23 protein-coding genes and 1 other RNA gene are annotated in these 20,575 nt (G+C 66.2%); 15 read left to right on the top strand and 9 right to left on the bottom strand.

All coding sequences use genetic code 11. The features are described from left to right. The coding region (locus JOZ79_RS12415) for a multidrug effflux MFS transporter (protein WP_294074629.1) at positions 1 to 1,132 on the bottom strand (1,132 nt) is incomplete at its 3' end. A gap of 64 nt (positions 1,133 to 1,196) precedes the next feature. Here JOZ79_RS12415 and JOZ79_RS12410 point away from each other — a divergent pair. Both JOZ79_RS12410 and JOZ79_RS12405 read left to right on the top strand, forming a co-directional pair. Further along, positions 1,197 to 2,447 carry a Xaa-Pro peptidase family protein gene (locus tag JOZ79_RS12410; RefSeq protein ID WP_294074627.1) on the top strand — a complete coding sequence of 417 codons (1,251 nt, stop codon included), beginning with the start codon at positions 1,197 to 1,199 and terminating at the stop codon, positions 2,445 to 2,447. Positions 2,448 to 2,463: 16 nt separating this feature from the next. Continuing rightward, positions 2,464 to 3,276 carry a TIGR01459 family HAD-type hydrolase gene (locus JOZ79_RS12405; protein WP_294074624.1) on the top strand — a complete coding sequence of 271 codons (813 nt, stop codon included), beginning with the start codon at positions 2,464 to 2,466 and terminating at the stop codon, positions 3,274 to 3,276. Here JOZ79_RS12405 and JOZ79_RS12400 read toward each other — a convergent pair. Further along, on the bottom strand, positions 3,273 to 5,300 hold the full coding sequence (locus tag JOZ79_RS12400) for an elongation factor G (protein ID WP_294074621.1): 2,028 nt from the start codon (positions 5,298 to 5,300) through the stop codon (positions 3,273 to 3,275). The two genes, JOZ79_RS12405 and JOZ79_RS12400, sit on opposite strands and share 4 nt — an antisense overlap. 167 nt (positions 5,301 to 5,467) lie before the next feature. On the opposite strand from JOZ79_RS12400, the gene JOZ79_RS12395 reads away from it, so the two are divergent. Next, positions 5,468 to 6,781, top strand: coding sequence for a YihY/virulence factor BrkB family protein (locus tag JOZ79_RS12395; protein WP_294074619.1), 1,314 nt, complete (start codon positions 5,468 to 5,470; stop codon positions 6,779 to 6,781). Between the two features lie 19 nt (positions 6,782 to 6,800). Continuing rightward, a complete protein-coding gene (locus JOZ79_RS12390; RefSeq protein ID WP_294074616.1) occupies positions 6,801 to 7,844 on the top strand; it encodes a YihY/virulence factor BrkB family protein in 1,044 nt (347 codons plus the stop codon). On the opposite strand, the gene rpoH is transcribed toward JOZ79_RS12390, so the two are convergent. Both rpoH and JOZ79_RS12380 read right to left on the bottom strand, forming a co-directional pair. Then, the gene (rpoH, locus tag JOZ79_RS12385) at positions 7,841 to 8,749 is read right to left on the bottom strand and encodes an RNA polymerase sigma factor RpoH (RefSeq protein WP_294074613.1); all 909 of its coding nucleotides are present in this window, start codon (positions 8,747 to 8,749) and stop codon (positions 7,841 to 7,843) included. The genes JOZ79_RS12390 and rpoH overlap by 4 nt on opposite strands. A gap of 58 nt (positions 8,750 to 8,807) precedes the next feature. After that, the gene (locus JOZ79_RS12380) at positions 8,808 to 9,758 is read right to left on the bottom strand and encodes an RluA family pseudouridine synthase (RefSeq protein ID WP_294074611.1); all 951 of its coding nucleotides are present in this window, start codon (positions 9,756 to 9,758) and stop codon (positions 8,808 to 8,810) included. Positions 9,759 to 9,844: 86 nt separating this feature from the next. Between JOZ79_RS12380 and JOZ79_RS12375 the strand changes: the two genes are divergently transcribed. The 11 genes from JOZ79_RS12375 (at position 9,845) to JOZ79_RS12325 (ending at position 18,483) form a co-directional block, all read left to right on the top strand. Continuing rightward, positions 9,845 to 10,498, top strand: a complete 654-nt coding sequence (locus JOZ79_RS12375; protein ID WP_294074608.1) for a histidine phosphotransferase family protein — start codon at positions 9,845 to 9,847, stop codon at positions 10,496 to 10,498. A gap of 45 nt (positions 10,499 to 10,543) precedes the next feature. Then, positions 10,544 to 12,892, top strand: coding sequence for a chemotaxis protein CheW (locus JOZ79_RS12370; RefSeq protein ID WP_294074605.1), 2,349 nt, complete (start codon positions 10,544 to 10,546; stop codon positions 12,890 to 12,892). Then, positions 12,889 to 13,326 (top strand): CheW domain-containing protein, encoded by a 438-nt coding sequence (locus JOZ79_RS12365; protein ID WP_294074602.1) that lies wholly within the window; start codon positions 12,889 to 12,891, stop codon positions 13,324 to 13,326. The genes JOZ79_RS12370 and JOZ79_RS12365 overlap by 4 nt, the downstream gene beginning before the upstream one ends. A 56-nt stretch (positions 13,327 to 13,382) precedes the next feature. Further along, positions 13,383 to 13,748: a response regulator gene (locus tag JOZ79_RS12360; protein WP_294074599.1), complete on the top strand. Its 366-nt coding sequence runs from the start codon at positions 13,383 to 13,385 to the stop codon at positions 13,746 to 13,748. Between the two features lie 84 nt (positions 13,749 to 13,832). Next, on the top strand, positions 13,833 to 14,861 hold the full coding sequence (gene cheB, locus JOZ79_RS12355; protein WP_294074596.1) for a chemotaxis-specific protein-glutamate methyltransferase CheB: 1,029 nt from the start codon (positions 13,833 to 13,835) through the stop codon (positions 14,859 to 14,861). Beyond that, entirely contained in the window at positions 14,852 to 15,727 is an 876-nt protein-coding gene (locus tag JOZ79_RS12350; protein WP_294074593.1) for a protein-glutamate O-methyltransferase CheR, read from the top strand. The genes cheB and JOZ79_RS12350 overlap by 10 nt, the downstream gene beginning before the upstream one ends. A 32-nt stretch (positions 15,728 to 15,759) precedes the next feature. Next, positions 15,760 to 16,440: an N-acetylmuramoyl-L-alanine amidase gene (locus JOZ79_RS12345; RefSeq protein ID WP_294074636.1), complete on the top strand. Its 681-nt coding sequence runs from the start codon at positions 15,760 to 15,762 to the stop codon at positions 16,438 to 16,440. Between the two features lie 241 nt (positions 16,441 to 16,681). Beyond that, positions 16,682 to 17,077, top strand: a complete 396-nt coding sequence (locus JOZ79_RS12340; protein ID WP_294074591.1) for a hypothetical protein — start codon at positions 16,682 to 16,684, stop codon at positions 17,075 to 17,077. 77 nt (positions 17,078 to 17,154) lie between these two features. Then, positions 17,155 to 17,544, top strand: an RNA gene (rnpB, locus tag JOZ79_RS12335) — RNase P RNA component class A. 61 nt (positions 17,545 to 17,605) lie between these two features. Further along, positions 17,606 to 18,169 carry a J domain-containing protein gene (locus JOZ79_RS12330; RefSeq protein ID WP_294074588.1) on the top strand — a complete coding sequence of 188 codons (564 nt, stop codon included), beginning with the start codon at positions 17,606 to 17,608 and terminating at the stop codon, positions 18,167 to 18,169. Then, positions 18,166 to 18,483, top strand: a complete 318-nt coding sequence (locus JOZ79_RS12325) for a hypothetical protein (protein ID WP_294074586.1) — start codon at positions 18,166 to 18,168, stop codon at positions 18,481 to 18,483. The genes JOZ79_RS12330 and JOZ79_RS12325 overlap by 4 nt, the downstream gene beginning before the upstream one ends. Here JOZ79_RS12325 and JOZ79_RS12320 read toward each other — a convergent pair. From JOZ79_RS12320 to JOZ79_RS14165, 5 genes are all read right to left on the bottom strand, one after another. Then, positions 18,465 to 18,875 (bottom strand): SufE family protein, encoded by a 411-nt coding sequence (locus JOZ79_RS12320; protein ID WP_294074633.1) that lies wholly within the window; start codon positions 18,873 to 18,875, stop codon positions 18,465 to 18,467. The two genes, JOZ79_RS12325 and JOZ79_RS12320, sit on opposite strands and share 19 nt — an antisense overlap. Positions 18,876 to 18,915: 40 nt before the next feature. Next, a complete protein-coding gene (locus tag JOZ79_RS12315) occupies positions 18,916 to 19,155 on the bottom strand; it encodes a hypothetical protein (protein WP_294074583.1) in 240 nt (79 codons plus the stop codon). Positions 19,156 to 19,256: 101 nt separating this feature from the next. Next, the gene (locus JOZ79_RS12310) at positions 19,257 to 19,544 is read right to left on the bottom strand and encodes a hypothetical protein (RefSeq protein WP_294074581.1); all 288 of its coding nucleotides are present in this window, start codon (positions 19,542 to 19,544) and stop codon (positions 19,257 to 19,259) included. A 35-nt stretch (positions 19,545 to 19,579) separates the two neighbouring features. After that, positions 19,580 to 19,864: a hypothetical protein gene (locus tag JOZ79_RS12305; protein WP_294074579.1), complete on the bottom strand. Its 285-nt coding sequence runs from the start codon at positions 19,862 to 19,864 to the stop codon at positions 19,580 to 19,582. Then, positions 19,864 to 20,575: hypothetical protein (locus JOZ79_RS14165; protein WP_366514819.1), on the bottom strand; the 712-nt coding region annotated here is incomplete at its 5' end. The genes JOZ79_RS12305 and JOZ79_RS14165, both read right to left, overlap by 1 nt.

The raw sequence follows: 20,575 nt of genomic DNA, 5'->3' as shown, positions 1-20,575 counted from the left end.
CGAGCGTGCCGTTGAACTGCTGGCCGATCAGGAACCCGATCGCCGCCGCGCCGATGGTTCCGACCACGCCCTGGACCGAGGAGGCGGTGCCGGCGATCCGGGCCATGTGCTCCATGGCCAGCGTTCCGAAGTTCGACGACGCGAAGGAGAAGCTGCCCATCGTCAGGCCCTGCAGCAGGATGAAGGTCCAGATCGTCTCGAGTCCCGAAAGCGCGATCGCGGCGTGGGCGGCGCTGATCACGACCAGCGCCAGCGCTGCGCTGTGGCCGACGCGGCGCAACCCGAAGCGGCCGACGAAGCGCGAATTGAGCCAGGAGCCGAGCGCCATCGGCGCCGCGATTGATGCGAACACCAGCCCGATGCGCGGACCCTCGCCGAAGACTTCGAACACGATCTGCTGGATCGAGCTGATGTAGGCGACAAGCGCCGAGAAGCTAACGGTCGTCGCGAGCGTGTAGCCCCGGGACTGTGGTTCGCGCACCGTTTCCGCGATCGCGCTCAACGTGTCGCGCCAGTCGAGCGGGCGCCGAAACTCGGGATGCAGTGTCTCCGGCAGGCGGGCCCAGGACCAGGCCAGCATCGCCAGCGCATAAAAGGCGATGACGACGAAGATCAGCCGCCAGGAGCCGAAGAGCAGGATCAGCTGCCCGATGTTCGGTGCGAGGACCGGGACCAGCATGAAGACCATGAACACCAGGCTCATGACGCGTGCCATTGCTTCAGCCTCGAACAGGTCGCGGACCATGGCGATGACCAGAACGCGGGTGACCGCCGCCGATGCGCCCATCGCCGCCCGGCCGACGATCAGCAGTGGGAAGGTGCTTGCAAAGGCGCACAAGGCAGCGAAAGCCGCGTAGAGCGCGATCCCGGCGGCAAGGATTGGCTTGCGTCCGAAGCGGTCGGCCAGCGGTCCCCACACGAGCTGGGTCGAAGCGAAGCCGAGGAAATAAGCGATGACCACCAGCTGCCGGTCGTTCTCGCGGACGACGTGCAGCGATTTGCCGATGTCCGCGAGCGCCGGGATCATCGAGTCGATCGCGAAGGCGTTCAGCGCCATCAAGCCGGCGAGCATCGCCGTCATCTCGCGCGCGCCGGGACGGCGCTGGCCGTCGAAATGAGTCGAATCGAACATGGGACGCGCCTGCTGGCCCATCGCCCGAAGCCGTGCAACATGGGAGCGCAAAGGAGCGGGTGAAATGATCCAGCGGCGCAGCTTTCTCACCGGTGCGGCGGCGGCAACGGCCGCGCTGACCATGCCGTTCGAGCGGGTACGAGCCGCCGCGGCCGATGAACTGGCGCCGGTTCCTGCCCCGCCCTCGATCGCCCCGGCCGAACGCATGCAGCGAATCGCCAGGGCTCGGCAGCTGATGCAGCAGGCCGGCATCGGCGCGGTCGTTGTCGAGGCGGGGTCGAGCCTGGATTACCTGACGGGGATCCAATGGTTTCGTTCAGAGCGCCTGACGGCCGCCGTGATTCCGGCGCACGGCGACCCGATCATCGTAACGCCCTTTTTCGAGAGCCCGTCGGTCGAGGAGACCCTGGCGATTCCCGCCGAGGTCCGGACCTGGAACGAGGACGAGGACCCGCTCAGGCTGGTTGCCGACTTCCTCCGCCAACGTGGCGTCGCGGCTGAGCCGGTCGGGTTCGAGGAGACCGACCGTTATTTCATCGTCGATCGTCTCTCGCAGAACCTCGCCGGTTTGAAGGCGGTCAGCGCCAATCCGGTCGTTCGTGCGCTTCGGCTGATCAAGTCTCCCGCCGAGCTCGCGCTGATGCAGGCGGCGAACGACCTGACGCTGAAGGCAATGCGCCATGCCGGCGAGCGGGCCCGCATCGGCATGACCCCGGCGGACTTCAGCGCTGCGATCGATGCGGCGACGCAAGCGCTGGGCGGAAGCCCCGAATTCTCGCTTGTCCTGATCGACGAGGCGTCGGCCCTTCCGCACGGCTCGAAGAAGCCTCAGGTCGTGAAGCAGGGAAGCACTATCCTGTTCGATTGCGGCTGCACGCTGCGCGGCTACCAGTCGGACATCTCACGCACCTTCGTATTCGACGCCGATCCGACCGCCGAACAGCGCAAGGTCTGGAATCAGGTCCACGAAGGCCAGCAGATCGCGATCCGTGCCGCGAAGATCGGCGTAGCGGCGGGAGCGGTCGACGACGCCGTGCGCGCTGCTTATACGAGCTGGGGATACGGCCCCGGCTACAAGCTGCCCGGCCTTCCGCACCGCACCGGTCACGGCATCGGGATGGATGGGCACGAACCGGTGTATCTCGTGCACGGCGAAGCGACGCCGCTGGCACCGGGCATGTGCTTCTCGGATGAGCCGGGCATCTACATCCCCGGCAAGTTCGGGGTGAGACTCGAGGATTGCTGGCACATGACGGAGGCCGGGCCGAAATTCTTCACGCAGCCGCCGCCGTCCATCGACCGGCCGTTCGGATGAGGCGGTGATATCTGTCTTGACCGACTCCGCCTTCTGGGATGCGCTGCCGGACAGCTATCGGGTGGTCCTGTGCGACATCTGGGGCGTCGTACATGACGGAGTGAGCGTCTATCCCGGTGTGGCTCAGCGGCTCCGAGCATGGCGGGAGCAGGGGCGGTTCGTGCTCCTCATATCGAACGCGCCGCGCCCATCGGCCGACGTTGCGCGCCATCTCGACCGGCTTGGACTTGCCCGGGATTGCTGGGACGCAATCATGACCGGCGGCGAGGCGGGGATCGAGGTCCTCGTCGGCCTCGGCGAGCCCGTCGGGTTCCTCGGCACCAAGGACGACCGCTCCGTACTCGAGCGCCGGAGCGTGCGCATCGCGGATGGCGACGACTTTATGGATCTTGCCTGCACAGGCCTCGACGAACAGCGTTCGAAGGTCGAGCAATATGCCGAGGAGCTCCGCGAGTGGGCCGGGCGCGGCGTTCGCTTCCACTGCCTCAATCCCGATCGGATCGTCCTTCGCGGCGTTTCGGTCGAAGCCTGCGCGGGAGCGCTCGCCGATCTCTACGAGGAGCTGGGCGGGACCGTGGAATGGTACGGTAAGCCGCACCGCGCGATCTACGACCACGCGCTTCGGATGGCGGGCGATCCGCCGTTGCAGGCCGTGCTCGCGATCGGAGATGGACTCGTCACGGACATACTCGGCGCCGCGCGGCTAGGCGTCGACGCCGTATTCGTTCGCGGCGGCATCCACGCCGGCGAAGGCTTTCCCGCGGACTTCGCAGACACGCATGGTCTCGGCGACTGGCGGCCAATCGCGAGCGTCGAGGGGCTCGCCTAGGCGGGCTCGAGCTCGCGCTGCTGGATCACCTTGTCGGCAAGCGGCCCGTTAAGCTCGGCGAGGTGGTCGAACTCGGCCTCGTAGGTCGCGAGACCCTGGCTTTGGGATCGAAGCTCGGCTTCCAGCCCGCCTAGCTCGGCTTCGGGGATCAGCGCCTCGATCCGGTCCCATCCGGTCCAGCCGTCCCGCGGGCCCATGCCAAGCATCTGGCCGCGTCGCCCAGCGACGCCGGAGGTGATCCGGCTGGTCGCGCTGGATGGGCAGACGACGGTCAGGCGGTGCATCGGTTCGAGCAAGTGCGGCTGGGCTGCGGCGAGAGCCTCGTGCATCGCCATCCGGCCGGCGACGCGGAAAGCGAGCTCGCTGCTGTCGACGCTGTGGTAGCTGCCATCGACGAGGGTGACGGCGACGTCGACGACCTGGAAACCCAGCGCTCCTTTGCGGAGCGCCTCGCGGACGCCGTCCTCGACTGCCGGGATCCACTGGCGCGGGACGGCGCCGCCCGTGATCTTCTCCTGGAACTCGAAGCCGGCGCCGCGCTGCAGCGGCCGGACCTCGATGATGACGTCGCCGAACTGGCCGTGGCCGCCGGTCTGCTTTTTGTGGCGGCCGCGCTGGGTCACCGTCCGGCGGATGGATTCGCGATAGCCGATGGTCGGCGCGTGCGACTTCACCTCGACCCCGTAGCGCCGCTTGAGACGGGCGAGCACGGTCCTCAGATGCTCGTCGTTGACGCCTTTCAGGAGGATTTCGTGACTGGCTTCGTCATGCTCGACGACGAGGCCGGCGTCTTCCTCAAGCAGGCGCTGGAGCGCACCCGACAGCTTGACGTCATCCTTGCGGTCGGCGGGCTCGATCGCGACGGCGCAGTTGCGAGAAGGATATTCGACCTCGATCGGTGGCGGGAGCTGGCCGAGGCCGAGCCATTGCCCAGGCTTGATCGAGTCGATCTTGGCGACGGCCACGACATCGCCGTCGCGCGCTTCGCCGAGCTTCTGGGTCTTCTCCCCCTGGACCGTGAACAAGGCGCCGAGGCGGAGATGATTGCCGTTGGCGTCCCTCGCGTCCGACCCCTCGGCGATACTGCCGCCGAGCGCGCGTGAATAGGCGAGGCGGCCGACGGAGCCGTGCTGGACCTTGAAGACGTAGAGCGCCGGGTTCGTGACGCCGAGCCTTCCGGCGGTCGCGTCCGGGCAAGGCGTCTCGTGGCGCAGCGCCTTCAGCAGCCGGCCGATCCCCCAGGAACTGCTTGCTGAGCCGAACAGGACGGAAACGCCGAGAGTCTCGCCGGTCTCGCGGGCGAGATCCTGGAAGATGCGATCCGCGTCCGGTGTCTCGTCGCTGAGCAACTGCTCGAGGAGATCGTCGTCATGGTCGGCGAGCTGCTCCAGCATGTGGGTGCGGGCCTCGATCTCGCGATCCTGGAGCTCGGCCGGGATCTCGATGCGTTCGGACTCCCCGCCGGCTTGGTATTTGAACGCACGTTCGAGCGCCAAGTCGATAAATCCGGTCACTCGCTCGCCTTCACGGATGGGGAGTTGGCGAGCGATGAGGGGCGACACGCTGACCGGTTGCAGCGCTGAGAGCAGTTCGCGGATGCGGCCATGCGCCTGGTCGATTCGGTTGACGAAGATGAGGTGCGGAATGCCGAGCTCGTCGAGCGCTCGAAGTGCCGGCGCCGCGAGCGGCGCTCTTGCCGGGTCCGGATCGACGACGACGATGGCGGCATCGGCAACAGCAAGCGCCCGTGCGCCATCGGCCGCGAAGCCGATCGACCCGGGACCGTCGAGGATGGCGAAGCTCTCGCCGAGATAGTCGAACCTGTAGAGATTGAGCTCGGTCGAACCGCCGCGCTGCCGGCTTTCGGGGCTGGAGTCGCCGATGCTGGAGCCGTTGGCCGTCGACCCGAGGCGGTCGCTGGTTCCGGCTGCGAACAACATCGCTTCCGCAAGGCTCGTCTTTCCTGCGCCGGCGGGACCCACCAGCGCGATCACTCGAGTGCCGTTCGATGATCCTTTGCCCATGTGCGACTCTCCTTCGTCCGGTTCACGGGCGTGCGAGTCGCTCTTCGCAAAGGCGCTCGGGCGCCTGGTGGAACGACCACCGTCCGCCTGTTTTCGAGCGTTGGCAAGGGGGAACGCCTTGCGTGCCGCAGGGTTGGGCCGAGCAGCACGGGCAGGGAGCCGAACGGATGGAGACAATTGCCGATCGCGCGGCCAAGTCGGCGGACAGCGGCTCGGGTAACGCCGGAGACAAGGGCCGGCAGGCCGACACGCCCGCCGAGATCCCGGCGCAAGGCTGGAAGGAGATCGCGCTTCGGACCTGGAAGGAAGCGTCGAAGGACAATGTGTCGCTGGTCGCCGCCGGTGTCGCCTTCTACGGCTTCCTGGCGATGGTGCCGCTGCTTGGCGCGACCGTGCTGACCTATGGTTTGATCGCGAGCCCCGAGACCGTCCTCCACAACGTTCAGTCGATGGCAACCGCGATGCCGCAGGATGTCGCCAAGCTGATCGGCGACCAGCTGCTGAATGTCGTCAAGACGTCCGGCGGGAAGAAGGGAGCCGGCCTGGTCCTGGCGCTTGCGATCGCTTTGTGGGGCGCGCGCAACGCGGCCGGATCGATCGTGATCGCGCTCAACATCGCCTACGAAGAGAAAGAGAAGAGGGGCTGGCTCAAGGTCACGCTGCTCTCGCTGCAGATCACTGTCGCCGCAGTCCTTCTCGCCCTGGCCGGAGCAGCGGCAATCGGCGTGATGGCGCGGCTCGCAAGCGTTCTGCCCGCCCTTGGCGGAGTCGGGGTGATCGTCGGCAAGATCATGGCCTATGTGCTGCTTGGCGCGATCGCTGCCGCGGCCGCCGCCACCCTGTATCGCTACGGCCCGTCACGCGTTCGCGCGAAGTGGACCTGGATCACGCCCGGTTCCCTGTTTTTCGCTGTCGGCTGGGTCGTGCTGACGCTCGGATTCGGTTTCTACGTGTCGCGGTTCGGCAAGTATAACGTCACCTACGGCTCGCTCGGGGGCGTCATCGTGCTGGTCACCTGGCTCTATCTGTCGAGCTTCGTGCTGCTCTATGGCGCCGAGCTCAATTCTGAAATCGAGCATCAGACCGCGCGCGACACGACCGCCGACCAGGGGGAGAAGCCGCTCGGCGACCGCGGCGCCTGGTCGGCCGACCATGTGGCGGACGGCGCCGCCGACGAAGGCAAGGAAGCCGACCGGGCCGGCAAGGCATCACTGTCCGACGACAATGGTCCCAAGCCGCCATCGTCGACGGAACACCTGCCGCGCCCGCAGCCGCCAGGCCCGCCTCACGAACATCCTTATCTCGTCGCGCGGGCGACCAATCGAGCGGGCGCGATCGCCGGGATGCGCAAGGTCGGCATGGTCTCCTCCGCCCTATCGACCATCGGCCTGTCGCTGCTTCGCAGGCGCGGCCGGGCAGGGCTGGGCGCCGCGCTCCTCGCAACCGCCGCCGGGCTTTCGCTGTTGAAGCGCAAGGATTGAACCGAGCGGCGGAGACGCGATGACGAAAGCCAAGAGCGACCCGCGCGGGCACCGGGCGGCGGCGCCGTCGGAAATGCCGGCGCGCGCTTGGAAGGATATTGCGCTCCGGACCTACAAGCGCACCTGGGACGACAATGTCGCGCTGGTCTCGGCGGGCGTCGCGTTCTACGGCTTCTTCGCGCTTCTATCGCTGCTTGGCCTGATCGTCATCGCCTATGGCTTCTTCGCAGAAGCGACGACGGTGATCGCGCATATGAGCTCGCTCACCTCCGTGCTGCCGACTCAGATTGCCGTCCTGATTGGCGACCAGCTGCTGCGCGCCGTCGACGCATCCGGGAAAGCCAAGGGGTTCGCCCTCGCGATTGCCATTGCCGTCGCTTTCTACGGGGGCACGAACGGCGCGGTGGCGGTGATCACCTCCCTTAACATCGCCTATGAGGAGAAGGAGAAGCGAAGCCTGGTCCGCTTCTACCTGCTTGCGCTCGGGATGACGGCGGCGGCGCTGGTCGGGGCGCTGGTCGCCATCGCGGGAACCGCGGCTCTCGCCTACCTGCAGCACCTGCTTCCGCAGGCGAGCCCGGTAGTCATCATCGTTGGCAAGGCTTCGGGCTATCTGTTGCTGCTGGTGGTCGGTTCAGCCATCGCCGCGACGCTCTACCGATACGGGCCCTCACGCGAAAACGCGAAGTGGCGGTGGATTACGCCCGGCTCAGCGTTCACCTCGCTCGCATGGATGCTGCTGACGCTCGCATTCGGTTTCTACGTCACCCGCTTTACCAATTACGAGGCGAGCTATGGCCCGCTGGGGGCGGTGGTAGCACTGCTGACCTGGATGTACTTGTCCGCCTATGCCTTCGTGTTCGGAGCCGAGCTCAACAGCGAGATCGAGCATCAGACGGCCATCGACAGCACGACCGGATCACCGCGGCCGCTCGGAAAGCGGGGTGCCTGGGCAGCCGACAATGTCGCAAGCGACGACACGGTACAGGATCGCCCGGAGGAGGCGAGGGAGGGCGAAAAGCTGACCCAGGCCGCGCCAAAGGTTGCCGACGAAAAGGGCTAGGCCGCTGGAAGCAGCCTTTGCTCGCCGGCAAGGCGAAGCAGTGCAGCCTGCAGCTTCTCGAACGCCCGCACCTCGATCTGGCGAATGCGCTCGCGGCTGACGTCATAGACCTGGCTCAATTCCTCGAGCGTCTTGGGCTCGTCGGTCAGGCGCCGCTCCATCAGGATGTGGCGTTCGCGGTCATTGAGCGAGTCCATCGCATCCATCAGCAAATCGTGGCGAACGCGGCTTTCCTGATCCTCCGCGATGCGCTCGTCCTGGAGCGGGCCATTGTCCACGAGGAAGTCCTGCCACTGGCTTTCGCTGCCTTCATCGCCTTTGAGCGAGACGTTGAGCGACGTATCGCCGCCCATCGCCATGCGGCGGTTCATGGACACGACCTCGTCCTCGCTGACCCCGAGGTCGGTCGCGATCTTGGTCACGTCCTGGGGCTTCAGGTCGCCTTCGTCGAACGCGTTGATCTGGTTCTTCATGCGGCGAAGGTTGAAAAAAAGCTTCTTCTGGTTCGCCGTGGTCCCCATCTTCACGAGGGACCAGGCACGAAGGATGAATTCCTGGATCGAGGCACGGATCCACCACATCGCGTAAGTCGCGAGGCGGAAGCCGCGCTCCGGCTCGAACTTCTTGACGCCCTGCATAAGGCCGACGTTGCCCTCTGAGATGAGGTCGCTGACCGGAAGGCCGTAGCCGCGGTAGCCCATGGCAATCTTCGCGACGAGGCGAAGATGCGAATTGACGAGCTTGGCCGCAGCCTCGGTATCGCCATGCTCACGCCAGCTCTTGGCGAGCATATACTCTTCCTCAGGGCTGAGGATGGGGAACTTCTTGATTTCCGACAGATATCGGTTGAGCCCGGCCTCCCCACCGGATGCGGGGATCGAGACGACGCTCTTCTGCTGTGCCATTACTTTCGTCTTCCTCCCTTGCCGGCAGGGGCGGAAAACCGCTCTAGCCGCTGATTTCCTATACACCAAGCGCAGTGAACAGTTCCTGCATGTCCGGCGGCATGCCGCTTTGAAACGATAGCCTGTGCTTCGTCACCGGATGAGTGAAGCCAAGCTCCGCTGCATGCAGCGCCTGCCGGTGAAACTGCAGTTGGCTCAATAGCTTGCGATGAGCCTTTGCGGTCCCGCCGTAGACCGGATCGCCAAGCAGTGCATGGCCGAGAGAGGCCATATGCACGCGCACCTGGTGCGTTCGGCCAGTCTCCAGCCTGCACTCGACCAACGCGGCATCGCGAAGGACGTTCATCCGGCGCCAGTGCGTCACCGCCCGCTTGCCGCGTCCGCCCTCGACAATGGCGATTTTCTTCCGGTTTGTCGCCGAGCGCGCGAGCGGCGCATCGATTGTGCCTTCGCTCGCCCTTGGAACGCCGGAAACGATCGCCAGATAGCGCCGATCGATGCTGTGGGCCGCAAACTGCCGGGCAAGGCCCTCGTGCGCGACATCTGTCTTGGCAACGACCAGGAGTCCCGACGTGTCCTTGTCGATGCGGTGGACGATGCCGGGCCGGGCAACGCCGCCGATGCCGGACAGGCTGTCGCCGCAATGGTGGAGCAGGGCGTTGACCAGCGTGCCGTCGAGATTTCCGGCTGCGGGATGAACGACCAGCCCGGCCGGCTTGTCGACGACAAGGAGGTGCTCGTCCTCGAACACGATCCTGAGGGGGATGTCCTGCGCCTCGTTATGAGCCGGCTCGGGCCTTGGCACGGCAAGAATGAATTCCTCGTCGCCGCGGACCTTGGTCGCGGGGTCGCGCACCGCTGCTCCCGACCGTTCGAGGGCTCCGCTCCGGATCAGCGACTTCAGCCGCTCGCGCGACAGCGTCGGAACAGCGTCGGCAAGCGCCCGGTCCAGACGCCAGCCGGCATGGCCCGCGCCAAGCCGCACATCGATCGATTCCAGAACCCCCATTCCTCTGCCGATATGGGTTGGAACGGAGCCGATTCAATGCCCGCCGTCCTTGCGCCGATTGCGGCTTTGGCCCATCAACCCGTCGAATGAACTCGGTCGATCTCGCCAGCCTGCTATGCTCGCGGCTTTGCCATGACCTGATGTCCCCGGTCGGCGCTCTCAATAATGGCATCGAGCTGCTTGCCGACGAGCAGGATCCGGACATGCGCGAAAAGTGCCTGGAGCTGCTCGCCGACAGCGCCCGGGCGTCCGCCAACAAGCTCAAGTTCTTCCGACTGGCGTTCGGCGCCGGCGGTGGGTTCGGCGAGGAGATCGACACTCGCGAAGCGAAGCTGGCGCTCGAGGGCGTGTTCGGGCCGGAGCGCCGGATCGAGCTCGGCTGGATGGTCGAGAGCGACAAGCTGCCCAAGGGCGCCATCAAGCTGCTCCTCAATGTCGCGCTCCTCGCCGGCGATGCCCTGGTGCGCGGGGGACGCCTGGACGTTGGAGCCGAGCGCAACGATGATGGCATCGAGCTGGTGATCCGCGGCGAAGGACTGCGGGTCCTGCTGGACCCCGCGCTTCGTCAGGCGCTGGTCGCGGGGGAGAGCGCGGGTGCCATCGAGCCGAGAGCCGCTGGCGCCTGGCTTGCCAACGCGTTGGCGCAGGAGGTCGGCGGGACAATCCAGCTCTCCGACCCGTCGAGCGACATCCTGCTGATCGGCGTTCGCCTGCCCGCCACAGGGATAACGGCGCGTTAACACCTGCCGGGCATAAGACCCCAAACGGCCGGGGTAGCACGCGCAGTGGACGATCTGATTGCCGATTTCGTAGCCGAATGCCGCGAAATGCTGGAAGCGCTGGGCGGCGAGATTGTCGCCTGGGAGGCCGAGCCGGACGACCGCGCGCGGCTCGATTCCATCTTCCGGTTCGTCCACACCGTCAAAGGCAATTGCGGCTTCTTCGACTTCCCGCGCCTGGAAGCGCTGAGCCATGCGGCCGAGGACGCACTCGCCGACGTTCGCAGCGGGCGGCGGGTCCCGGATGGCCAGCTGGTCAGCGCCGTCCTCGCGATCATCGACCGCATCGGCGAGATGGTCGCCGCGATCGAAGCGGGCGAGGAGATGCCGGCCGGTGACGACAGCGCGCTGATCGAGGCTCTCGCACCGGGCGCCGAAGGGGCGGCAACGCCACTGGTCGCGGCAATCGCGGAAGCATCCGGCAAGGCGTCTGCAGCGCCGCGCACGATCCGCCTTTCCGTCGAGCTTCTCGACCGCGTGATGAGCACGGTTTCCGACATGGTGCTTGCAAGGAACGAGCTCGCCCGTCGGCTGCGCGAGGCTCCGACCGAGGTGCCTGTCGACGGCGCCTTCGAGCGACTATCGGCAATCATCGCCGAAATGCGCGACGCAATTACCCGGACGCGGATGCAGCGGATCGAGAATCTGTTCGTCGCGCTGCCCCGCATGGTCCGCGACCTGTCGGCAGAGCTTGGCAAACAGGTACTGGTGGATGTCGATGGCGGCGACGTCGAGCTCGATCGCGAGATGATCGAGATGATCCGCGATCCCCTGACGCACATCGTCCGCAATGCGGTTGACCACGGCATTGAAACTCCTGCGGAACGCCTCAAGGCCGGCAAGCGCGAGATTGGCATCCTGTGCGTCTCGGCACGGCAATCCGGGAACCAGATCCTGATCGATATCCACGACGACGGGCGCGGGATCGATGGCAACCGGTTGGTCGAAAAGGCGAGCGCAGCGGGAGTGATCGACAAGACGGCTGCCGCGCAGCTGTCGCCTCGGGACAAGCTCGCGCTCATCTTCGAGGCCGGACTGTCGACGGCCAAGGAAGTCACGGCCATCTCCGGTCGGGGCGTCGGCATGGACGTCGTCCGCTCCAACATCGAGCGGATCGGCGGCATCGACGAGGTCGACAGCCGGCCGGGCGAGGGCACCAGCATGACCCTGCGGGTGCCGCTGACCCTCACCATCATCCCGGCGCTGACCGTCTCGATCGGCTCGCACCATTTCGCAATTCCGAGGTCGGCGATCGAGGAGATCGTCCGGGCCAACGGCGAATCCGTCACTCTCGAAAGCATCGCCGGCGCCGGCGTCGCCACCATCCGCGGGCGGCGCGTGCCGCAAGTGGCGCTTGCCGACATTCTCGGCCTCGACAGCGACGTGGCGGCGATGGACCGAACGCTGATTGTCCTGCGGCCGGCGGGCGGCGACCTCTATGCGCTCGCCGTCGATCGAATCCACGACCACGAGGAGCTGGTGGTCAAGCCAGCCGCTCCCGCCGTGATGGCGACCGGCATCTATGCCGGCACCACGCTCGCGGACGATGGCAGCCCGATCCTGCTATTCGATGCGGCCGGCCTGGCTCAGGTCGGGGGAGTGCGCCTCGAGGCCCAGGAGCGCTCGGCGCGGATTGCGGAAGCTCCGGCGGTCGACAGCGGTCCGACGTCGGTTCCCGTCCTGCTCTTCCGCGGCCTCGACGGCGGCCGCCGCGCGATCCGGCTGGCGGTGGTCGACCGGATCGAGGAGGTCCTGGTCGGAACTGTCCAGCTCGCCGCCGGCATGTTGCGCGTGCAGCTTGGCGAGGCGATCGTCCCGCTCGCAGGGGCGACGCTCGACCAGCTTGCCGGCGACAAGGTCAGGCTGTTCCGCCTCAACGATGGAACACGTGAACTCGGCTATGCCTTTCGCGAGGTAGTCGACTTCGCCGCGATCGGCAGTGACGTTCTCCATGCCGAGCATCCGGGCGAGATCAGCGGCGTCACGCTGGTTGATGGCGAGCCCGCCGAGATCGTCGATGCCCACTGGCTGTTCGCCAATCATGTCGGCGCTTCCGCCCGCCTTGCGAGCCCACTGGTGTGCCGACTGCCGAGCTCCGATTCATGGATGCAGAACATGCTTCGGCCGATGGTCGAGGCCGCCGGCTACGTTGTCGTCGGCGACGAGCACGAGGGTGACGCCGACCTAGTCATCGCGGCCGCGGGACAGGCGGTGCCCGCCGACGTTGCAAAGCGCACGATTTGGCTGCGCAGCGAACCCGACGCCGTGGGCAAGAAGGATTCGAGCATCTATCGCTACGACCGCGCCGGCCTTCTGATGGCCTTGAAGTCGGCTGTGGCGGGGAGTGGTAAATGAACGAGCTTCTGCTGGTCGTCACCATCGCCGGCGAGCGCGTCGCGCTGCCCGCCGCCGCGGTGGAATCGGTTGTCGAGCTGGACACGCTGATCCCGGTTCCGCGCGCCGCGCCGCACGTCGCCGGCCTTTCGGCTCTGCGCAGCCGGGTCCTCACCGTCATCGACTGCAAGCGGTCGCTGGAGCTTGGCGTAACGGAGCGGCCGTACACGATCCAGGAGGCCGCAGTCGTTGAGCTCGACGGTCATCATTATGCGCTCATCGTCGATCTCGTTGAGGACGTCGTCGAATCCCGGTCCGCGCCGATGCCGGTGCGCGCCGCGATGGGCGCCGGCTGGGAACGCGTATCGGTCGGAATGGTCGAGACCGAAACCGGACCCCTCTTGCTCGTCGACGTGGCGGCGCTGGTCGGGGGTAGCGAGCGGCAAGCGGCTTAAGCTCTTCGTTACCGTTCCACTCTAGACAGACTCCCAACCGAATCGGGAATGTACGCATGAAGAGCTGCTTGATCGTCGACGACTCCAAGGTGATCCGGAAGGTCGCTCGGCACATCCTTGAAACGCTGGACTTCAACGTCGACGAAGCCGGCGACGGCCAGGAAGCGCTGTCGCGCTGCGAGGCGAGCATGCCGGACGTCGTCCTGCTCGACTGGAACATGCCGGTGATGAGCGGGATGGAGTTCCTGAAGATGCTGCGTCAGCGCGGTCACAGCGACCAGCCCAAGGTCGTCTTCTGCACGACGGAAAACGACATGGCGCACATTCGCGCCGCGCTCGAAGCCGGTGCGGACGAATATGTGATGAAGCCCTTCGACCGCGAGACGCTTCACATCAAGCTGCAGCTCGTCGGCGTCGCCTGAGCCCGTGTGACGGTGGAGCGCGCGCTCGCCAGACCGCGGGACCGGCAGCCGGTTCCGCGACCGACCCGCCGGCCCATCCGGCTGATGATCGTCGACGATTCGATGATCGCACGCGCTGTCCTGTCGCGCATGGTCGAAGGCGACGGCGGCTTCGAGATCGCGGCGGTGGCGGGTACGGCAGAGGACGCAATCGCCGCCCTCCATCAGGTTCGCGTCGACATCGTGATCCTAGACCTCGAAATGCCGGGCGCGGGCGGCTTGAAGTCGATCCCGAGGATCCTCGCCGCGGCGGGTGGCGCGAAGGTGATGATCGTGTCGTCCCTGGCCGAGGAGGGGGCCGAGCAGACCATCGCTGCGCTTGCGCTCGGCGCCGCCGATACCTTGCCGAAGCCCGGCACGGGCCGCTTCAACGGCCGCTTTTCCGAAATTCTGCTCAGCAAGCTCAAGGCGCTCGGATACGCGTCCGCGCCGACCGAGTTGCGAGCGGGATCGTCCTCGCTGTTGCCGCTGCGGCCAATGGCCGCCGACCCGATCGAAATTCTCGCAATCGGCGCCTCGACCGGCGGCATCCACGCCCTTGCCGCCCTGTTCCAGGCACTGCCGCGACGGATCGGCGTTCCGATCCTCGTCACGCAGCACCTGCCGCCCCCGTTCATGCCGGTGTTCGCGCGCCAGCTCGCCGTTGCCGCGCATCGTCCGGCGAGCGTCGCCGAGGATGGCATGATCCTTGCCGCGGACGAAATCCTGCTCGCTCCGGGAGACGCCCATCTGACGCTCGACGTCAGCGGGGATGACGTCGTCGTGCACCTGAGCGACGGGCGTCCATCGAGCGGCTGCATGCCGTCGGTTGACCCGATGCTAGCTTCGGTCGGTGCAGTCTATGGTGAGCGAGCGTTGGGAGTCGTCCTGACGGGAATGGGTCGAGATGGCGTCGAAGGCGCGTCACGCCTGGTCTCCCGCGGCGGCTCGGTGATCGTCCAGGACGAGGGCAGCTGCGCGGTCTGGGGCATGCCGCGCGCGATCCTCGATGCAGGTCTCGCCTGCGCTGCGCTGCCGCCAGACAAGATCGCCCGCCGCATCGCTGCCCGTACAGAGGAGCAGTCGTGCAAATAAGCGACAGCTCCAGCCGAATCCTTGCCGGTTTGCTCGAAGCCCGAACCGGCCAGCAACTGACCATCAGCCGCCGCTGGCGAATTGAGACCGCGCTCAGCTCCCTCCTTCGGGAACGCGGCATTGCGACGCTCGACGAGTTGATCACCATCCTCGTGATGGGGCGCGAGCCCAGCCTCTCGCAGAGGGTGGTCGAGGCCCTGCTCAACAACGAGACATATTTCTTCCGCGATCGGGCGCCGTTCGACCTGTTGGCGCGCCACGCACTTCCGGAACTTGCCCGGCGGCGGGAGAAGAACCGGCGGCTGCGCATCTGGTCGGCGGGATGCTCCACCGGACAGGAAGTCTATTCGCTGGCCATGCTGTTCGCCGACGATCCCGACGCCTGGCGCGGCTGGACCATCGACATCCTCGGCACCGACGTCTCGACGGGCTGCGTCGACCGGGCGAGGGCAGGGGCCTATAGCCAGTTCGAGGTCCAGCGCGGCCTCGGCATCGCGCAGATGATCAAGTGGTTCGAGGAGTGTCCCGACGGCTGGCGCGCCGTCGAGCCGCTCCGCAAGCCGGTCCGCTTCCAGGTCCACAATCTGCTCGAGCCGCCGCCGCATCCGGGCGATTTCGACATCGTCCTGTGCCGCAACGTGCTCCTCTATCTCAGCGCCGACAAGCGCACGCTGGCGTTCGAGCGGCTGGCGTCGGCGATGGCGCCGGACGGCTGGCTGATGCTCGGCGCCGGCGAGACCGTCATCGGGCAGAGCGCGAAGCTCGGCACCGACATCAACGCCCGCGGCCTGTACCGGCTGACGGCCGACCCGAGCCAGGTCGAAAAGCGGCGCGGTCCCGACCGGAGAACAACCGTCGGGGCTTGACCCAGCGCCAAAGCTGGTGCGCCATGGCCCACATGGACTTCATCGAACGGCCATCGCCCAATTTCGACGACCGGACGCTGCCCGTCTCGATGATCGTTCTCCATTATACCGGCATGCCGGATGCCGGCGGCGCGCTCGACCGGCTGACGTCGCCGGAAGCGAAAGTGTCCTGCCATTATCTCGTCGACGAGGACGGCTCCGTCTATCGCCTGGTCGACGAGGAGAAGCGCGCCTGGCATGCCGGGAAGGCACGGTGGCGGGGAACGACCGACGTCAACAGCGCCAGCGTCGGCATCGAGATCGTCAATCCCGGCCACGAGTTCGGATATCGCGCCTTCACCGACGAGCAGATCGCGGCGCTGATCCCGCTGGTCGCCGACATCAAGGAGCGGCACGGCATCGGCCGCGGCAATGTCGTCGGCCATTCCGATGTGGCGCCAGCGCGCAAGGACGATCCGGGTGAGCTGTTCCCCTGGGAAGCGCTCGCCAAGCGCCGGCTGGCGATGCCGAGCCCGACCCGCGACCTCATCGACCCGTTCTGGACCGATGCCGGCTTCCTTCTGGCGCTGGAGCGGTTCGGCTATGACGTCACGGAGCCAAAGAAGGCCGTCATCGCCTTCCAGCGGCGGTTCCGGCCCGACCTCATCGACGGGATCATCGACGGCGAGTGCCGGGCCAAGCTGCTCGCGCTGCTGCTACCCAGGCCGCAGTAGATCAAGGTCACAAAGGTCACGTTCGATCGGTTGCTTTCGGGGGGCGTTCCTCCCTGCGGAGCACCGCAAAGTTGTGACCTTCGCGGGTGTCGAGCCGAGGCGGCTGCATCGGCCAGCTTAGGGCACAGAAGGGCCGCTGTAGGACAGCGATTTCGTTGATCGAGCTATTATCTGCTTTCGACCTATTGCGGACGTTAGCTCGGCGCTTGCCTTGCTTAGGAGAAAAATACGAATGTCGCCCATGCGAAGTCGGCTTATTGCCCTGCTCCCACTCTCGGTCGCACTCTATGGCTGCAGCTATCACTATGACCTGCGGGCGGTGTTTCAGGACGGCAGGGTCACTGTCGTGCCGAAGAACGATAAAGGGACGGGCTGCCTTTGGATGTTCACTGTGACGAGCGACCAGGGGCGTGTCGTGTGGGATGTGGATGGCGGGGCATATTCACCACCACCGTGCGATGACAAGTTCCCGATCACATACGGCCAAGTCCCTTCCGGCATGAAGGAGCGCGTCAGAGCGCAACCGCTGCAGCCAGGAGTGACTTATCGCATCGAAGCGTCGGATGGGGATAGCTATTCAGGCTCTTTCAGGCTGCGCCGGGTTCTCGTGATCGACGAGGTGTCCGAGCAGCGCTGAATGTCCGCTTTCCGCCCAAAGCAGACATTATCTCGCTGACTCGAAACCGCCTCCGATTCCGCCTATATCCCCCCTCGCCAGAGGGCTGGGCGGCCGCGGCGGAGCTTGCTCCGGCGAGGAAAGTCCGGGCTCCACGGAACGACGGTGCCGGATAACGCCCGGCGGGCCGGCGCGGCTTTCGGGCTTCGGCGGCTCAGGGACAGTGCCACAGAAAGCAAACCGCCCGCTCTTGGACGGGTAAGGTCGAAAGGGTGCGGCAAGAGCGCACCGCGGTCCTGGCGACAGGACTGGCACGGTAAACCCCACCGGGTGCAAGATCGAATAGGGGCGGCATATGAGCTGTGTTCCGGCTCGTCGCCCGGGTTGATTGCTTGAGGGGCGGAGCAATCCGTCTCCTAGAGGAATGGTCGCCCAGTCGCCGGTCGAACGGCGATGGACAGAACCCGGCTTACAGGCCCTCTGGCATTTTTCCGTTTCGGGCCAATGGCACGCTCGCAAAGCGCGGACCGGGTGACTAGGGAAGGCGCGATGGCGAAGCAGAGCCGATCGAACGACTGGGGATTCCCGCGCTGGCGCTCTTATGGCGACAAGGGCCGGGGCGCGGCCAAGGTGCGCCTGTGCGACCGCGAGGGCTGCACGGAAACCGGCGACCGGCCGGCGCCCAAGGCACCGAACAGCAAGGACCGCTGGTATTTCTGCGAAACCCACGCCGCCGAATACAACCGCAACTGGAATTACTTTGCCGGCCTGAGCCCCGAGGAGGCAGCCCGGCGGGCGACGGAGGAGGAACTCGGCAACTCGGGCTTTCGCCAGTCCGCGCAGTGGAAATGGGGTGGCCCCGGCGACGGCAGCCGAAGCCGCGACGAAATGCGCGCTCTCGATGCGCTCGAGCTCGACAGCGATGCCGACTTCACGGCGGTCAAGGCGGCGCATCGCCGGCTGGTCAAGGAAACGCATCCCGACGCGAATCCGGGCGACGAGCAGGCGGCCAAGCGCTTCAAGGAGGTTCAGGCCGCCTATGACGTCCTTCGCAAGGCCGAGGAGCGTCGGTCCGAGGCAGTCGGGCAGCGCGAGGAATCCAGGCCGTCATGAACGAACAGGAGCGAAGTCGCGTCCACCATGCGCTGGAGTTCCTCGGGATGCGGGCGCAGGCCACGGCCGTTGGCCTGGTTCAGCTTTGCGTGGAGCTTCGCCGGGCGGGCGTTCTGGACCAGGAGGCAATCGACCGGGTCAAGCAGTCGATCGCGGCGGAGATTGCCGAGCGCGCGCCAAGAACGGTCATGAAGCAAGAGTATCTGGCCGACATCCGCGGTCGGCTCGACCGGATCTTCGCCGGCGACGAGCCGATCGGCGCCGGGCCCGTTCCGCCCGTCGCGGGAGAGGACGATCAGCCGCCGACGGCGTAACGCGCGGCGGTCTGCTTCACGAGCGCGATCATGTTCGGCACGCCCTGGGTGCGGTTGGCGCTCAGGTGCTTCGACAGCTCGAACGGGGCGAGCACCGCTGCGATGTCCATTGCTGCAACCTGCGGGGCCGGCTTGTCCTGGACGGCGGACAGAACGAGGGCAACAATGCCCTTGGTGATGGCCGCATTGCTGTCGGCGAGGAAATGCAGGCGGCCATCCTTGACCGTCGGGTAGAGCCAGACGGACGCCGAGCAGCCGCGGACCATGGTCGCATCCCTCTTGAGGACGTCCGGCATCGGCTCCAGCTCGCGGCCGAGATCGATCAGGAGCCGATAGCGGTCCTCCCCGTCGAGAAGATCATAATCGTCGAGGATGGCGTCGAGAGAGGGCAGCGGCATCGCCTCGCCGACTATCACCGGCAAGGTAAAGTCACTAGCGGTCGCGAAGCTGGTCGATCTCGCGCGCCAGGCTGTTTTCCTTTTCGACGGTGATCCGCTCGAGCACCTTCAGGCGCTCCTTGAGCTGCGCGACTTCGTCCCGCAGCCGCGCGTTCTCGGAGTGGCTGTCGTCGCCGAGGTCGGCTTGGGAGTTGAACTTCGAGCGTGCCTTGAAGATCGACGCGAGCATCACGATCGCGACGATGCACACCACCATGATTTGCCCGCCCTCCATCGAACCTCTTCTCCGTTTCTCGAAATTCCATCGATGCGGTCGCCATGGCGAGCGCTTCGGTCTGCGCGACGCTACCTACCGTCGAACAGTCGACGCCGCCACTAGCGCTCGGCAGTTTGCGATGAGACGAGCGGCTTGCGCAGCGCCTCGATCTGGGCGGCGGTTTGGGCACCGCCGTCGGTGACGATCTGCTCGACGATCCGGAGGCGAGCCTCGATGCGTTCGACATGCGACGCATATTGCGCGGCCTTTTCGGCGGTCTGGTTCGCAATCAGCTGGCTCATCCGTTCCTTGTGCGCAAGCCAGCGCTGGAACATGCTCGCGGCGATTCCGCCTGCGACCGGAATTCCGACCACGATTGCGAAGAAGGCGAGCAGCGAGGGTTCCATGTCCGTGCCTTTGTGTTTCCGTGTGCCGTCAGGAATCAAGCGTTTGGCGTCTCTCGAAGCTTCGCGACCGGTTGGCGTAAAGCCTCGATCTGCGCCGCCGTCTGGGCGCCGTGGTCCGTGATGATCTGCTCAAGCACCCGGACGCGTTGTTCGAGTTCCTTGTTGCTGACCGCATATTCGGCGGCGCGCTCGGCGGCAGTGCGGGCCTGCACCTCAAGCTGCTTTTCCTTGTAGGTGAAAAAGCGCCGGAAGACGTAGATCAGGAACACGGTCGGAATGAGGACGGCGATGAGGAGGCCGAAAACGTCTCCGGGCTGCATCAGGCGTTCCCTCCCTTGTCGATCTGAAGCGCGTCGATGTCGCGGGCCAGACGCGACGGCGTGTCGGTGGCGATACGCTCGAGCGTCTCGAGGCGGTCCTTGACCGAGCCGAGCTCGGCGCGGAGCTGAGCATTCTCGCCGGTCAGAAGGCGGATGCGCTCGGCGGTCTCCTGGTCGGTCCTGGGATGAATCGGCAATCCCCAGCTGTTCTGAAGCGGGTAGCCGTTCTTGATCCTGATCCATGTCGACAGGAGCGACCCGCCAACCCCGAGCGCGACGATGATCGCGACGAACGGAAGCATGTTCACGAGGTCGGTCGAGATGTTGATGCCGGCGATCTGCAACGAGGTGGCGAGCGACAGCGAGATCCCGAAGAGGAACGACCCGACGAGGACCCACACCGGCCGGCCACGGGCAAGCATAGCCACGACGATCGCCATGTAGCCCTGGCCCTGCGTCATGAACGGCGTGAAGATCCCGGTCGCCGCGACCGAGAGGTAGGCGCCGCCGAGGCCGGCGAGCATCCCCGTCGAGAGGGCCGCCCAGCTGCGCGTCGCGAGCACGCTGATCCCGGCGGCGTCGAGCGCCTCCGGCTTCTCGCCCGCCGCCCGCAGGTTGAGGCCGACGGTGCTCGCGCGGAAGAGCCACGCGAGCGCGGCGACGAACGCGAAGCCGAGGTAGACGACGAGCGGCTGGTCGAACAGGCTCTTC

This window comes from Sphingomonas sp. (genome assembly GCF_019242355.1).
Classification (GTDB): Bacteria; Pseudomonadota; Alphaproteobacteria; order Sphingomonadales; family Sphingomonadaceae; genus Sphingomicrobium.
Note: the sequence above shows the minus strand (reverse complement) of the source record. Positions and strands in the feature narration are given on the sequence as shown.